The sequence below is a fragment of the Streptomyces sp. NPDC006314 genome, assembly GCF_040613075.1.
GTDB lineage: Bacteria > Actinomycetota > Actinomycetes > Streptomycetales > Streptomycetaceae > Streptomyces.
In genome coordinates this window covers 202,663-217,814 of the sequence record NZ_JBEXRL010000001.1, presented here as the reverse complement: position 1 = coordinate 217,814, position 15,152 = coordinate 202,663, and the positions used below count along the sequence as shown (strand labels likewise).

Sequence of the window (15,152 nt, the reverse complement as noted above, 5' to 3'; positions counted from 1 at the left end):
ATGGAAAGCAGTACATGCGCGACGAAGCGCAAGAAAGAAGGCACTTCATCATGACCAGCAACGAGACGCCCCGCGGCCCCGTCGACTCCTCCCGCATCCCGCGGTACGCCGGACCCGCGACCTTCGCCCGGCTGCCCCGTCTGGACGAGGTCGGCACCGCCGACGTCGCCGTCGTGGGTGTGCCGTTCGACTCCGGCGTCTCGTACCGGCCGGGCGCCCGCTTCGGCGGCAACGCCATCCGCGAGGCGTCCCGGCTGCTGCGCCCCTACAACCCCGCGCAGGACGCCTCTCCCTTCGCTCTCGCCCAGGTCGCGGACGGCGGCGACATCGCCGTGAACCCGTTCAACATCAACGAGGCCGTGGAGACCGTCGAGGCCGCGGCCGACGACCTCCTCGGCACGGGCGCCCGCCTGATGACCCTCGGCGGCGACCACACCATCGCCCTGCCGCTCCTGCGCTCGGTCGCGAAGAAGCACGGCCCGGTAGCCCTGCTCCACTTCGACGCCCACCTCGACACCTGGGACACCTACTTCGGCGCCGAGTACACCCACGGCACCCCGTTCCGCCGTGCGGTGGAGGAGGGCATCCTCGACACCGAGGCGCTCTCCCACGTGGGCACCCGCGGCCCGCTGTACGGCAAGCAGGACCTCACCGACGACGAGAAGATGGGCTTCGGTATCGTCACCTCGGCGGACATCTACCGCAGGGGCGCCGACGAGGTCGCCGACCAGCTGCGCCAGCGCATCGGCGACCGGCCGCTGTACATCTCCATCGACATCGACTGCCTCGACCCGGCTCACGCGCCCGGCACCGGAACCCCCGAGGCCGGCGGCATGACCTCCCGCGAGCTGCTGGAGATCCTGCGCGGCCTGGCCTCCTGCAACCTGGTCTCGGCGGACGTGGTCGAAGTCGCTCCCGCGTACGACCACGCGGAGATCACCTCGGTCGCGGCCTCCCACACGGCCTACGAACTGACCACCATCATGAGCCGCCAGATCGCGGCGGCCCGGAAGGACTCGGGAGCGAAGTGACCCACGACCACGACCTGGTACTCCGCCCGACGGCGGCGCAGATCTCGGCCGCTCTGAACCCGCCCCCGGGACGCAACGGCGGAGACCTGGTCGTGGAGACCCTGGCCGGGCTGGGCGCGACGACCGTCTTCGGCCTGCCCGGCCAGCACGCCCTCGGCATGTTCGACGCCCTGCGCCGCTCCTCCCTCCGCTACGTCGGCCTGCGGGTGGAGAACAACGCGGGCTTCGCGGCGGACGCGTACGGCAGGATCACCGGCGAGGCGGCACCGCTGCTGCTGTCGACGGGCCCGGGGGCGCTGACGTCGCTCGCGGCCCTCCAGGAGGCGGCCGCGGCGTCGGCCCCCGTCCTGGCGATCAGCAGCCAGGTGCCCACCGCCGGTCTGGGTGGCGGCCGCCACGGCTATCTGCACGAACTCCCCGACCAGGCGGCCTCGTTCAGGGGCGTGGTCAAGTCGGTCCACACGGTCCGCACGCAGTCCCAGATCCCCTCCGCGATCGCGGCGGCCTGGAAGTCGGCGCTGACGGCTCCGCACGGCCCGGTGTGGGTGGAGATCCCGCAGGACGTGCTGCTGTCTCCGACCGTGCTGCCGGTGGTGACGGCGCCGGACGCGACCCCGGAGGACCTGGTCCCGCGTCCCGAACTCACAGCTGCGGCAGCGCACTTGCTGTCGCACGCCGCCCGCCCGGCGATCATCGCGGGCGGTGGAGTCGTACGCGCGGACGCGTCGGGCAAGCTGCTTCTTTTGGCCGAGAAGCTCCAGGCGCCGGTGGTGACGACGTTCGGCGGCAAGGGCGCGTTCCCGTGGAACCACCCCCTGTCCCTCCAGTCCTGGCTGGAGGACCGCCACACGACGGACTTCCTGGAGGACGCGGACGTCCTGCTCGTGGTCGGCTCGGGCCTGGGCGAACTCTCCTCGAACTACCACACGTTCAAGCCGCGCGGCCGGGTGATCCAGATCGAGGCGGACCTAGGCAAGCTGGAGTCCAACCACCCGGCGCTCGGCCTCCACGCGGACGCCCGCCTGGCACTCCAGGCGCTGCTGGAGACGGTGGAGGGACGCACCGACGCGTCGGCGCCGCAGCGGGTGCGTGACCTCCTCGCGAAGGTCGCGGCCCGTATATCCGCCCAGGAACTCACGCTGGAGCAGGATGTGCTGGCGGCCGTACGCCGTGCCCTGCCCGCCGGCTCTCCCTCCTTCTGGGACATGACGATCCTGGCGTACTGGGCGTGGTCGGCGTTCGACCCGCGCGGTGCCAACACCATGCACTCGGCTCAGGGCGCCGGCGGCCTCGGCTACGGCTTCCCGGCGGCGCTGGGCGCGGCGGCCGCGGACCCCACGCGCCCGGTCCTCGCGGTCTCGGGCGACGGAGGGGCGCTGTACTCGATCGCCGAGCTGGCGACGGCCCGCCAGTACGACCTGCCGGTCACCTGGCTGATCGTCGACGACGGCGGCTACGGCATTCTCCGCGAGTACATGACAGACGCCTTCGGCCAGGCCACGGCGACGGAACTGACCCGCCCCGACTACGTGGCCCTGGCCGAGTCCTTCGGCGTCCCCGGGATCCGTACGAGCCCCGGCACCCTGCGGGAGGACCTGACGAAGGCGCTCACGGCCCCCGGCCCGTCGGTGGTGGTCCTCCCGGCGGTGCTGCGGATGTTCGCGCCGACGCACCTCGGCTGAGCAGGGCGTGTCAGCAGGCCCCCGGTCCCACCCCGTCGATACGGCCGCCGAAGTCGTGCAGGTACCGCGAGCGCCAGTCGCCGTTGAACACGTCCCGCTTCTCCACCGGTGACCAGTTGACGAAGCAGGCGCGGGTGCTCGCGACGGCGGAGCCGACGTGGTCGTGCAGGAAGGGCGGCATGTCGCGGTAACCGCTGCGCGCCGTCCACTCCCAGTAGCTCCCGTGGAAGCCCTCCTCGCTCCAGAAGCACACCGACCCGTCCGGACAGGGGGGTGGGGCGGCCTGCGCGGAAGCCGTCTGGGCCGGCAGCAGAAGGGCGGTCAGGGCGAGGGCGGCGGCGAGTGACCAGGAACGAAGCTTCACGGGACTCTCCAGGACGGCGAACGAGGCGGCACCCCGGCCGATGTGCCGGGGTGTCACCATGCTGCTGTCGGGGGAAGCGGACACGCCCGAGCCCGGCAGCGACGTCACCTGTGTGGGCGAACTAGTAGAACTAACGAAACCAGTACAACCGGCTCTGTCGGCGCGGCCCCCGGCAGTATGCTCAACTCCGTCCGGTGTTCCTTTCGTCGCCTTGTGTTCCGGCCCGCTCGGGTCGGTTTCGGAAAGCTGCGACGAAGGGAGAGCCGGTATGGCAAGGAGAAGGTGGTCAGGCGGCAGAACGCGATCCGGATCCGTTACCCCAGTGGGTACGGGTGACGGTCGCGATCCTCACGCCACTCGCCCCCCTTGTCGCGGTGTGTGTGCAGACGTTCGCCAAGTAGCGGACGACGACGGGTGGGACGGACCGGGAGGCGGCGTCGCCGAGGCCTTGGCCAGGCGAGTCCGACCGGCGCTAGTTCGGCCGGACCCACCCAGCGCGTGCACTGCGGTCCAGTCCCGGTGGCCCCCGGGGCTGGACCTCACACTGCACGTCTCTTAAGACTCTACCGTTCGTTCTGTACGTTTTTGCGGTTCAGCCGAACGGCCGACCGGTGCGCACCGCCTACCAGATCGCCTCCACCCACTCCGGGTGGTCGATGAACGGGTTGCGGTTGTGCTGGTAGGAGTCGTAGACGACCTGGTTGCGCCGCTCCTCGAAGGCGTCCGGCGGGTCCTCGTCGTTCCACTTCTTCAGGATCGAGAGCTTGCCGATGCAGGGGGTGCTGCCGTTGTCGACCTTCTCGTCGGGTTCGAGGTTCGCGAAGCCGTCGTCGCCCTCGTAGCGGACCGCCATGTAGAGGATCATGCGGGCCACGTCGCCCTTGACGGCGTCGCGGGGCTCGAAGGAGTCGGAGTCGGTGAGGCTGCCGCCGCCGTTGCCGACCGCGCTGCCGCCCTCGTCGAAGTCCTTGTTGCCGCGTATGGAGTTGACGGTCACGTCCTCCGGGCGGATGTGGTGCAGGTCGGTGCCCGGGCCGGTCGAGGTGGTGAGGTCGCCGTGGGAGATCGCCCAGGTGTGCTCGCGGTTCCAGTCGCCGGTGTCGCCGCCGTTGAGCGTCTTGCTGCGGGACTTGCCGGAGTACAGCAGGATCACGTTGCCGCTGTTGTTCGGGTCCTGGTCGGTCACCTTCAGCGCGTCCCACACCTGCGAGTAGGACAGCTTGCTCTGGCTGCTGATGATCGTGTGCAGCGACGACTTCAGGCTCGTGCCCGTCTTGCCGATCGCGTTCTTGTAGTACGTCGAGTCGTACGCGGTGGTCGTCGCGGCGGCCGGGGTCGCGGTCAGCGCGGGGGCGGTGGCGCCGGCCAGGACGACGGCGGTGGCCAGAGCCACCGGCTTCCATCTGCGGGTGCGCGTTGTCGCCAGCATGTGGGGTTCCCATCTACGCGGGTTGATCGAAGGCGGCAGACTGGAGAATGGCATGCACATGCCGGTATGGCCAAAAATTCAACATGCCGATCGGGTCACATGGCGGAACGACCCGTGACCGGAAGGCCGGCCTGTCGGTTCAGTCGGAAACACGCGTACAACTTCCGGACGCCCTGGCGAGTCGGTTCAGGTAGCGCACAGGTGCGCTCGACGGCGTTCAGGGGGACGCCCGTAGACGTTCAGGGGGAACTTTCCATGACGTACCGGACATCCGGACATGTCGGCTTGCTCGCGGCCGGCCTCGGTGCCGCGCTGCTCGTACCGGCGGTCACGGCAGCCACTCCGGCCGCCGCCGCCACGCCCGCCGTGACCTGTACATCCGCCCAGGCGGGCCTCGCCGCCAAGCTGGAGAAGGACATCACGGCCGCCCTCGCTGGCCGCAGGGGCACTGTCGCCGTCGGCCTGTACGACCGCGGCACCAAGACCACCTGCACCCTGCGGGCCACCAGCGCCTACGACTCGGCCAGCACCGTCAAGGTCACCGTGCTCGCCACGCTGCTGTGGGACGCGAAGAAGCACAACCGGTACCTGACGGACACCGAGGCCTCGCTCGCCACAGCCATGATCACCAAGTCCGACAACGACGCGACCAGCAGGCTGTGGAAGCAGCTGGGGATGACGAAGATCAAGGGCTTCCTGGCCGCTGCCGGGATGACGAAGACCACGCCGGGCGCGAACGGTTACTGGGGTCTCACCCAGGAGAACGTCACCGACGAGCAGAAGCTGCTCAAGCTCATCACCGCAAAGAACAGCGTGTTGAGCGACAACTCCCGGGCCTACATCCTGAAGTTGATGGGCCAGGTCGTCTCCTCGCAGCGCTGGGGCACGCCCGCCGGTGCGCCGTCCTCCGTCGCCGTGCACGTCAAGAACGGCTGGCTCCAGCGCTCCACGCACGGCTGGCGCGTGCACAGCCTGGGCACCTTCAACGGAGGCGGCCGCGACTACATGATCACCGTGCTGACACAGGACAACAGCACCATGAACTACGGCGTCACGACCATTCAGAACGTCGCCATGGCCATCCACAAGGACCTGGTCCCGACCACCGCCGGTGTTACGCGCTACACCCCGACCAGCCGGCCGCGCGAGGCCTTCGTCGCGGCACCCCCGCAGGGCTGAACGCAGACCTGACGCTTCATGAGGCGGTCTCCCGTCGGACACCGGACCGCCCTACGGTGAGGGGCATGCGCCTGGGAACCGTACTCGCCACCCTCACCGCCGGCCTGGCGGCGGCCACCTGCCTGACCGCCGCCGGGCCCGCGAGCGCCGGCCCCGCCCACGCCAAAAACTCCGCTCCCGCTCACGCCTGTTCGCCCTACGTCTCCCTCGACCGTTTCTCCGACGTGCTCGACAAGACGACCTACGACGGCACCTTCGCCGGCAACTTCTCCGCCCTCGCGGTGGACCGGGACGGCTCGCTCGCGGCCCTGGGGGACCGTTCGTCCCTGTTCCGCCTGGACGCCCGGACCCTCAGGCCGAAGGCGGCCGCCCACCTCGCCGACGAGAAGGGCGCCGACCTCGACTCCGAGGGGCTCGTCGTCGACGACCGTGACGGCACCCGGCTCATCAGCTCCGAGACCGAGCCGTCCGTACGCCGCTACGCCCGCGACGGCGAGATCCTCGAGCGTCTCCCGGTGCCGTCCTCGCTCCTGGTCACCCCGGCCGGCCGCGCCACCGCCAACCAGACCTTCGAGGGTCTGACCCTGCTGCCGGGCGGCCACCGGCTGCTGGCGTCCATGGAGTACGCGATCTCCGGGGACAGCCCCGGGATCGTCCGCTTCCAGACCTGGCAGCGCACGAGGGGCGGCCGCTTCCGGCTCGCGGCCCAGTACGCCTACCGCACCGACGCCGGCCTCGGCGTCCCCGAGGTCCAGGCCACGCCCGACGGACGCCTCCTCGTCCTGGAGCGCGGCTTCACCTCCGGCGTCGGCAACACCGTCCGCCTCTACCTGGCCGACCTGCGCCACGCCACGGACACCGGCGGTATCGAGAACCTCACCGGCCGGCCGGACGTCCACCTGGTCAGGAAGACCCTGCTGACCGACATCGCCACCTGCCCGTCCCTGGGCGCCACGGCGAAACAGCCCCAGCCGAATCCCCTGCTGGACAACATCGAGGGCATGACGGTCACGGGCCATGACCGCACCGGCCGCCTGAAGGTGCTCCTGGTGAGCGACGACAACCAGAACGCGACCCAGACCACACGGTTCTACTTCCTGCGGGTACGCGTCTGACCTACGGAGGTGCCAGTCCTCAGGGACCCGGGGAACGGCGCGACCAGCCACGACGGACCTGTACCAGGAATAGGGCCGAACCCGCGGAGCGTTTGTGCCTTCCGGCAGACCAGGTCAACAGGGAGGCACCGGCGTGGCAACGCAACGGGGATGGGCACGGCGGCTGGCGGCCTACGCCTGGCGGTATCCCAGGGACGTCGTCCTGGCCCTCGGCTCCTCCCTCGCCGGCATGGCCGTCCTCGCGGTCGTCCCGCTGATCACCAAGGTGGTCATCGACGACGTGATCGGAGACCACAGCCGTGACATGGCTCCCTGGGCCGGCGCCCTGCTCGGCGCGGCCCTCCTGGTCTACGCCCTCACCTACATCCGCCGCTTCTACGGCGGCCGGCTCGCCCTCGACGTCCAGCACGACCTGCGGACCGAGATGTACGGCACGATCACCCGTCTCGACGGCCGCCGCCAGGACGAGCTGTCCACCGGACAGGTCATCGGCCGCGCCACCAGCGACCTCCAGCTGATACAGGGCCTGCTCTTCATGCTCCCGATGACCATCGGGAACGTGCTGCTCTTCCTGATCTCCCTGGTGATCATGGCGTGGCTGTCGCTGCCCCTGACCCTGATCGCGCTCGCCGTCGCACCCGCGCTCGGCTGGATCGCCAGGCGGAGCCGGTCGAAGCTGCACCCCGCCACCTGGTACGCCCAGGCCCAGGCCGCCGCCGTCGCGGGCGTGGTCGACGGCGCGGTGAGCGGCGTACGCGTGGTGAAGGGCTTCGGGCAGGAGGAGCAGGAGACGGGCAAGCTGCGCGAGGTCGGGCGGCGGCTCTTCGCCGGACGCCTCCGCACCATCCGCCTGAACAGCAGGTACACCCCCGCCCTGCAGGCCGTACCCGCGCTCGGCCAGGTCGCCATGCTGGCCCTCGGCGGCTGGCTCGCCGTGCGCGGGCACATCACGCTCGGCACCTTCGTCGCCTTCTCCACCTACCTCGCCCAGCTCGTCGGCCCCGTCCGCATGCTGGCGATGGTCCTCACGGTCGGCCAGCAGGCCCGCGCCGGCACCGAGCGCGTCCTGGAGCTGATCGACACCGAGCCGATGCTGAAGGACGGCACGAAGGAACTGCCCGCCGACGCGCCCGCGACCGTCGAGTTCGACGACGTGTCCTTCGCCTACGACAGCGGCGCACAGGTCCTCGACGGGCTCAGCTTCGAGATCCGGGCCGGCGAGACCCTCGCCGTCGTCGGCTCCTCCGGCTCCGGCAAGTCCACCCTCTCCCTGCTCCTCCCGCGCTTCTACGACGTCACCCACGGCGCCGTCCTGATCGGCGGCCACGATGTACGCGAGCTGACCCTGGACTCGCTGCGGGCGGCGATCGGCCTGGTCCCGGAGGACTCCTTCCTCTTCTCGGACACGGTCCGCGCCAACATCGCATACGGCCGCCCGGACGCCGCCCAGGAGGAGATCGAGGCCGCCGCCCGCACCGCCCAGGCGGACCGTTTCATCGCCGAGCTGCCCGAGGGCTACGACACCAAGGTCGGCGAGCACGGCCTGACCCTCTCCGGCGGCCAGCGCCAGCGCATCGCGCTCGCCCGCGCCCTGCTCACCGACCCGCGCCTGCTGGTCCTGGACGACGCGACCTCGGCCGTGGACGCCCGCGTCGAGCACGAGATCCACGAGGCGCTCAAGCACGTCATGGAGGGCCGCACGACCCTCCTCATCGCCCACCGCCGCTCCACCCTGAACCTCGCCGACCGCATCGCCGTCCTGGACGGCGGCCGGCTCGCCGACCTCGGCACCCACGCGGAGCTGCAGGAGCGCTCTTCCCTCTACCGCCGTCTGCTGACCGATCCGGACGAGCTGGGCGGGGTCTCCCCGGGCCATGGAAGCCCGGCCGAGCCGCAGGAGGACACCTCCGTCCGCGAGGAGCTGGACGCCGAGTTCGACGCCGAGCGGGGCGTGACCCCCAGGCTGTGGACCGGCGACCGCGAGCCCAGGGACCAGTCGCTCAGCGGCACCCCGGCCACCCCCGAACTCCTCGCCCAGGTCGAGGCACTGCCCCCGGCGACCGACACCCCGGACATCGACGAGGGCCGGGCGGTCCTCCCGGAGGACTCCTACGGCCTGCGCCGTCTGCTGCGCGGTTTCGGCGCGCCCCTGCTGGTCAGCCTGCTACTGGTCGCCGTGGACGCGGGCGCCGGCCTGCTGCTGCCGGTGCTGATCCGGCACGGCATCGACCAGGGCGTCACCCGGGCGGCCCTCGGGGCGGTGTGGGCGGCCGCCCTGCTCGGCCTGCTGACCGTCCTCGTCCAGTGGGCCGCGCAGACCGGCGAGACCCGGATGACCGGCCGTACCGGCGAGCGCGTCCTCTACACGCTGCGGCTGAAGATCTTCGCCCAGCTCCAGAGGCTCGGCCTCGACTACTACGAGCGCGAGCTGACCGGCCGGATCATGACCCGGATGACCACGGACGTCGACGCCCTGTCGACGTTCCTGCAGACCGGTCTGGTCACGGCGTTCGTCTCCGTCGTCACCTTCTTCGGCATCATGGTCGCCCTGCTGGTGATCGACGTGCAGCTCGCCCTCGTCGTCTTCGCCACCCTGCCCCCGCTGATCGTCGCCACCTTCTTCTTCCGCCGCGCGAGTGTGAAGGCGTACCAACTCGCCCGCGAGCGGATCTCGGTGGTGAACGCCGATCTTCAGGAGTCGGTGGCGGGACTGCGGATCGTGCAGGCGTTCCGGCGGGAGCGGGACGGCGCACGGCGGTTCGCCGAGCGCAGCGACGGCTACCGCGACGCCCGCATCCGCGGCCAGTGGCTGATCTCGATCTACTTCCCCTTCGTCCAGCTGCTGTCCTCGGTCGCCGCGGCGGCCGTGCTGATCGCGGGCGCGGGACGGGTGGAGGCGGCCACGCTGACCGCGGGCGCGCTGGTGGCGTACCTGCTCTACATCGACCTCTTCTTCGCACCCGTCCAGCAGCTCTCCCAGGTCTTCGACGGTTACCAGCAGGCCACGGTGTCGCTGGGCCGCATCCAGGAGCTGCTGCGCGAGCCGACGTCCACGAAGTCCGCCGGCGAACCCCTCGACGTTTCGTCCCTGCGCGGCGACATCGCCTTCGAGGACGTGCGCTTCAAGTACGGCGATGACGAGGAAGCGCTCACGGGTGTCAGCCTGACGATCCCGGCCGGGCAGACGGTCGCGTTCGTCGGCGAGACGGGTGCCGGAAAGTCGACGCTGGTGAAGCTGGTCGCCCGGTTCTACGACCCCACCGCCGGCCGGGTCATGGTCGACGGCACGGATCTGCGCGCCCTGGACCTCACCTCGTACCGGCACCGGCTCGGGGTCGTGCCGCAGGAGGCGTACCTCTTCCCCGGCACGATCCGCGACGCCATCGCCTACGGCCGTCCCGACGCCACCGACGCCGAGGTGGAGACGGCGGCCCGGGCGGTCGGCGCGCACGAGATGATCGCCACGCTGGAGGGTGGCTATCTGCACGAGGTCGCCGAGCGCGGCCGCAACCTCTCGGCCGGGCAGCGCCAGCTGATCGCCCTCGCCCGCGCCGAACTGGTCGACCCCGACGTCCTGCTCCTCGACGAGGCCACGGCCGCCCTCGACCTGGCCACGGAGGCTCAGGTGAACCAGGCCACCGACCGGCTGGCGGGCCGCCGTACGACCCTGGTGGTGGCCCACCGGCTGACCACCGCGGCCCGCGCGGACCGGGTGGTGGTGATGGACCGCGGCCGGGTCGTGGAGGACGGCACGCACGAGGAACTGCTGGCCCGCGGCGGCCGGTACGCCGAGCTGTGGCGGACCTTCGTGGGCCGGTCCGAGCCGGAGGAGCCGGTCGGCGTGTCCCGCTGAGGCCGGTCGACGCCCCCGCGCGGGCCCGGCGGACGTTCCGGCCGCCCCCCCGGTCGACACGTGCCGCTGACGGTCGTGCAACCATCCGACACATGTCGTGCGTCCGTACATCAGTACGGTCATCGAGGGACGGACGACGCGGTACGGGAGGACGACAGTGGACAGTGGTGCGATACGCAGGCGGCTGGCGCTCGGCGCGGCGGTGCTGGCCGCGTCCGGGGCGCTCGCTCTCACGGCGACCGGTACCGCACAGGCCGGCACGGCCGGCACCTGCGCCGGGCGCGAGGTGCGCACCCTGCCGTTCCGCACCGGCGTCACCCACGTCTACAAGGGCAACGGGTACGTCTGCGCCATCACCGTCGCCAGACACCCCGGCCCCGCCCGGACGATGTCGGTCAGCGTGCAGGCACGCGGCAACCGGCCGGTCGCCGACAAGGGCCGCTACAGGCACCACGCCGGTCCGGTGACCGTGCACGCCGGGCACCGCTGCGTGTGGATCAAGGGCTCGGTGGGCCGGTATTCGGTCAACTCGGGCTGGATCCTGTGCTGAGCGCCCGAACCGGATTCTGAGGCTCCCTCAACCCCCCCTGGTGTGACAGCCGTTGCTGGGATAGCTTCCGGCGCACATCTGTCTCACAGGGGAGAGTCCGCATGCGCAAGGCGCTCAGATGGCTGCTGGCGCTCACGGTGTTCATAGGCACCCTGAGCACGGCGGGCGCGGCCACCGCCGCACAGTCCGAGCCCATCGACATCAAGGACCGGCTGCTGTCCATACCGGGCATGAGCCTGATCCAGGAGAAGCCGTATCCCGGCTACCGCTACTTCGTCCTGAACTACGCCCAGCCGATCGACCACCGCCATCCCGACCGGGGCACCTTCCAGCAGCGCATCACCGTGCTGCACAAGGACACAAGCCGCCCGACGGTCTTCTACACCAGCGGCTACAACGTCTCCACGACACCCTCGCGCCGCGAGCCCACCCAGATCGTGGACGGCAACCAGGTCTCCCTGGAATACCGCTTCTTCACCCCGTCCCGCCCGGCCCCGGCCGACTGGTCCAAGCTCGACATCTGGCAGGCGGCCAGCGACCAGCACCGTGTCTACGAGGCCCTCAAGCCCGTGTACGGCGGCAACTGGCTCGCCACCGGCGGCTCCAAGGGCGGCATGACGGCCACGTACTACGAGCGGTTCTACCCGCACGACATGGACGGCGTGGTCGCCTACGTCGCCCCGAACGACGTCGTGAACAACGAGGACTCGGCCTACGACCGCTTCTTCGGCCGCGTCGGCACCAAGGAGTGCCGGGACCGGCTGAACGCCGTGCAGCGGGAGGCGCTGGTGCGCCGCGAGCCGCTGGAGAGGAAGTACGCCCAGTACGCCGCCGGGAACGGCTACACCTTCGACACCATCGGCGGCCTGGACAAGGCGTACGAGGCGGTCGTCCTCGACTACGTGTGGGGCTTCTGGCAGTACAGCCTGCTCAAGGACTGCGACACCGTGCCGGCGCATGCGGCCACCGCGAGCGACGACGAGATCTGGGACTCGGTCGACACCATCTCCGGTTTCTCGGCCTACACCGACCAGGGCCTGGAGACCTACACCCCGTACTACTACCAGGCGGGCACCCAGCTCGGCGCCCCCACCATTCACTTCCCGCACATCGAGCGGAAGTTGATCCGCTACGGCTACCAGCCGCCGCGCCACTTCGTGCCCCGCTCCATCCCGATGCGCTTCCAGCCGCGGGCGATGCGGGACGTGGACACCTGGGTCCGCCACCACGCCACGCACATGCTCTTCGTCTACGGCCAGAACGACCCGTGGGGTTCCGAGCGTTTCCGGCTCGGCGCGGGCGCCCGTGACTCCTACGTCTTCACCGCGCCCGGCCTGAACCACGGCGCGAACGTGGCGGGCCTGGTCCCCGACCAGAAGGCCCTCGCCACGGCCCGCATCCTTCAGTGGGCGGGCGTGGCCTCGCAGGCGGTCCAGGCGGACCCGTCGGCGGCGAAGCCGCTGGCCCGCTACGACGCGAAGCTGGACGTCCGGGACGTGGAGCGCGAACCGGCGCTGCGGCCGTGAGTGTCCGACGCCGTCGACAGGACGGCGAGTTCGGCACCGCCGGATTCCGTCGCGGCTGACCGCCGGCGCGGCGGAGAGGAGTTGACGATGCCGTTCACTTCTCTCCGCCGCAACGGCGCGTCACCACGACGGCGGTAACCGCCGGTTTTACCGTTACGCGGTCCGGAGGCGGCCGCTGGGGCCGCTGGGGCCGTGCATCACGCCCCCGCAGCCCCCCAGCGTGGCCCCGGGAGCCGGGGCCACGCAGGGGAGGCTCTCGGTCTGTTGAGGGTTACGCCCGGTGCGCTGCGTGCCTCTCGTACGACAGCCCGTACCCGATCGGGTACAGAACCCGCGCCGGATCGTCCGCCCGCTGCACCGGTACCGGCAGCGTCCCGCGCGGAGACACCCGCCCGGCGATCACCCGTGCGGCGGCCCGCAGTTCTGTGTCGGTCCAGCAGTAGGTCGCCAAACACCCCTTGACCGAGGGCAGTTGGGCGATGTCGTAGGGGTTGCGGACGGCCACCGCCACCACCGGCCTGCCCGTCGCCAGCAGCCGCTCCACCAGCGTCCGCTGCGCACTGCCCGCCGTCACGTTGTACGTGGCCACGACCACCGCGTCCGCGTCCTGCGCGGCCGTGACCGCCCTGGTGATGGTCGCGGCCGAGGGCGTGGTGCCGGTCGAGAGGGCCGTGGCGGTGAAGCCCAGCTCGGTGAGGGCGGTGGCCAGTACGCCGGTGGGCGGGCCGGTGGTGCCGGACGGGGAGGCCGGGTCGGCGCCGACGACCAGGATCCTGCGTGCGGTGCGGCGGTCGAGCGGAAGCAGGTCGTCCTCGTTGACCAGCAGGGTCGTGGTCCGCTCGGCGATCCGGTCGGCGGCGGCCAGATGGGCCTTGGTGCCCACCGTGCGGTCCACGTCCGCCCGGCTGGCGTACGGGTGGCCGAAGAGCCCGAGCCGGGCCTTGAGGCGCAGGATGCGCAGGATCGATTCGTCCAGGCGGGCCTCGGTCAGCTCACCCTCCTGGACGGCCTTCAGGACCGCGTGCCAGGCCACGTCGATGGACGGCGGGTTGAGCAGCTGGTCGACGCCGGCCTTGAGTGCGAGCACCGGCACCCGGTCGTCGCCGTACTTCGTGCGGACGCCTTCCATGCCGAGCGAGTCGGTGATCACCACTCCGTCGTAGCCGAGTTCGCCGCGCAGGATCCCGGTGAGGATCGGGTGGGACAGGGTGGCCGGGTCGCCGGAGTCGTCGAGGGCCGGGAACTGGATGTGCGCTGTCATGATCGAGTCGATGCCCGCGGCGATCGCGGCGCGGAAGGGCACCGCGTCCAGCCTCTCCCACAGCTCCCGGCTGTGCGTGATGACCGGGAAGCCGTAGTGGCTGTCGACGGCGGTGTCCCCGTGGCCCGGGAAGTGCTTGGCGGTCGCCGCGACCCGGGACGCCTGATAGCCCTTCACCTCGGCGGCCACCAGCCTGGCCACCGACTCCGGGTCGGCGCCGAAGGACCGTACGCCGATGACCGGGTTGGCCGGGTTGACGTTGACGTCGGCGTCGGGGGAGTAGTCCTGGTTGATGCCCATCGCGCGGAGCTCGGCGCCGGAGATCCGGCCGAGGGTGCGGGCGTCGGAGCGGGAGCCGCCCGCGCCGATCGCCATGGCGCCCGGGAAGAGGGTCGCGGGTTTGCCGACCCGGCAGACGGCGCCGTGCTCCTGGTCGGTGGCGATGAGCACCGGCAGTCCGTGCGGCTGGTCCAGGGAGGCCCGCTGGATGCCGTTGGACAGGTCCGCGATCTGGTGCGGATCACGGGTGTTGTGGGCCCAGGTGAAGTAGATGACGCCGCCGACCCGGTACTTCGCGATCAGCTCGGCGGCGGTACGGACCCCGATCTCCCTGAGGTTGGCGTCGACGTCGGCCTGGTCGGGGGCGGTGGCGGAGTGGCCGTAGACCCGCATCACGAAGAGCTGGCCGACCTTCTCCTCCAGCGACATCCGGGAGATCAGGGCACGCAGGCGGTGGTCGTCGGGGACGGCGGCGCGGGCGGTCGTCGGTACGGTCAGCGCGGTGGTGAGACCCGCGGTCGCGGCGAGTACGGCGCGTCTGGACGGCCGTGCGGTGTTTCCCGTGCTTGCCGTGCTGGTGTCGTGCACGTGCGCTCCTTCCAGAGGAGAACCGCTGAAGGAAACTTCCGAGGAGTCACCAATATCCAGGAAGTTTCTTTCCGTCAAGGGAATGCACAGTACCCGCGGACGGGGCCGCCGCCGGTTCATGGGAGGGGGGCGCGCCGGTGGCGGCGGGCTGCCGGCCGTGCCCAGGCGGAGAGGCTGAGCCGGTGTTCGCGGGCGGTCGCGAAGGGCCGACACCGCGGCACGGAGCCCAGTCCGGCAACCTGAGCGCCGGACGGCCGGGGACGGCGACGGCTTCCCAGCGCGGGAGCCGGCCGGC

10 protein-coding genes are annotated in these 15,152 nt (G+C 71.0%); 7 read left to right on the top strand and 3 right to left on the bottom strand.

What is annotated here, in order from left to right; genetic code table 11:
- The first annotated feature begins 50 nt into the window (after positions 1-50).
- Both speB and ABZ079_RS00940 read left to right on the top strand, forming a co-directional pair.
- Entirely contained in the window at positions 51-1,031 is a 981-nt protein-coding gene (gene speB, locus ABZ079_RS00945; protein ID WP_356937230.1) for an agmatinase, read from the top strand.
- A complete protein-coding gene (locus ABZ079_RS00940) occupies positions 1,028-2,713 on the top strand; it encodes a thiamine pyrophosphate-binding protein (RefSeq protein ID WP_356937229.1) in 1,686 nt (561 codons plus the stop codon). The genes speB and ABZ079_RS00940 overlap by 4 nt, the downstream gene beginning before the upstream one ends.
- 10 nt (positions 2,714-2,723) lie before the next feature.
- Here the strand turns inward: ABZ079_RS00940 and ABZ079_RS00935 are convergent, their stop codons facing one another.
- Both ABZ079_RS00935 and ABZ079_RS00930 read right to left on the bottom strand, forming a co-directional pair.
- Positions 2,724-3,185, bottom strand: coding sequence for a peptidase inhibitor family I36 protein (locus ABZ079_RS00935; RefSeq protein ID WP_356937228.1), 462 nt, complete (start codon positions 3,183-3,185; stop codon positions 2,724-2,726).
- Positions 3,186-3,699: 514 nt separating this feature from the next.
- Positions 3,700-4,506, bottom strand: coding sequence for an endonuclease (locus ABZ079_RS00930; protein ID WP_356937227.1), 807 nt, complete (start codon positions 4,504-4,506; stop codon positions 3,700-3,702).
- A 255-nt stretch (positions 4,507-4,761) separates the two neighbouring features.
- Here ABZ079_RS00930 and ABZ079_RS00925 point away from each other — a divergent pair, with 255 nt between their 5' ends.
- The 5 genes from ABZ079_RS00925 to ABZ079_RS00905 all read left to right on the top strand — a co-directional run bounded on the left by ABZ079_RS00925 (position 4,762) and on the right by ABZ079_RS00905 (position 12,729).
- Entirely contained in the window at positions 4,762-5,685 is a 924-nt protein-coding gene (locus ABZ079_RS00925) for a serine hydrolase (protein ID WP_356937226.1), read from the top strand.
- A gap of 65 nt (positions 5,686-5,750) precedes the next feature.
- Positions 5,751-6,800 carry an esterase-like activity of phytase family protein gene (locus ABZ079_RS00920; RefSeq protein WP_356937225.1) on the top strand — a complete coding sequence of 350 codons (1,050 nt, stop codon included), beginning with the start codon at positions 5,751-5,753 and terminating at the stop codon, positions 6,798-6,800.
- A 133-nt stretch (positions 6,801-6,933) separates the two neighbouring features.
- Entirely contained in the window at positions 6,934-10,653 is a 3,720-nt protein-coding gene (locus ABZ079_RS00915) for an ABC transporter ATP-binding protein (RefSeq protein WP_356937224.1), read from the top strand.
- Between the two features lie 157 nt (positions 10,654-10,810).
- Entirely contained in the window at positions 10,811-11,203 is a 393-nt protein-coding gene (locus tag ABZ079_RS00910; RefSeq protein ID WP_356937223.1) for a hypothetical protein, read from the top strand.
- Between the two features lie 101 nt (positions 11,204-11,304).
- Complete coding sequence (locus ABZ079_RS00905; RefSeq protein WP_356937222.1) at positions 11,305-12,729, top strand: S28 family serine protease; 1,425 nt, start codon at positions 11,305-11,307, stop codon at positions 12,727-12,729.
- A gap of 271 nt (positions 12,730-13,000) precedes the next feature.
- Here the strand turns inward: ABZ079_RS00905 and ABZ079_RS00900 are convergent, their stop codons facing one another.
- Complete coding sequence (locus ABZ079_RS00900; RefSeq protein ID WP_356937221.1) at positions 13,001-14,857, bottom strand: glycoside hydrolase family 3 protein; 1,857 nt, start codon at positions 14,855-14,857, stop codon at positions 13,001-13,003.
- Positions 14,858-15,152 lie beyond the last annotated feature (295 nt).

What these genes read in the sequence shown, in the direction of transcription:
- ABZ079_RS00925 (WP_356937226.1), top strand. Translation starts at nt 4,762, where the DNA reads ATGACGTACCGGACATCCGGACATGTCGGCTTGCTCGCGGCCGGCCTC.
- speB (WP_356937230.1), top strand. Translation starts at nt 51, where the DNA reads ATGACCAGCAACGAGACGCCCCGCGGCCCCGTCGACTCCTCCCGCATC.
- ABZ079_RS00905 (WP_356937222.1), top strand. Translation starts at nt 11,305, where the DNA reads ATGCGCAAGGCGCTCAGATGGCTGCTGGCGCTCACGGTGTTCATAGGC.
- ABZ079_RS00930 (WP_356937227.1), bottom strand. Translation starts at nt 4,506, where the DNA reads ATGCTGGCGACAACGCGCACCCGCAGATGGAAGCCGGTGGCTCTGGCC.
- ABZ079_RS00920 (WP_356937225.1), top strand. Translation starts at nt 5,751, where the DNA reads ATGCGCCTGGGAACCGTACTCGCCACCCTCACCGCCGGCCTGGCGGCG.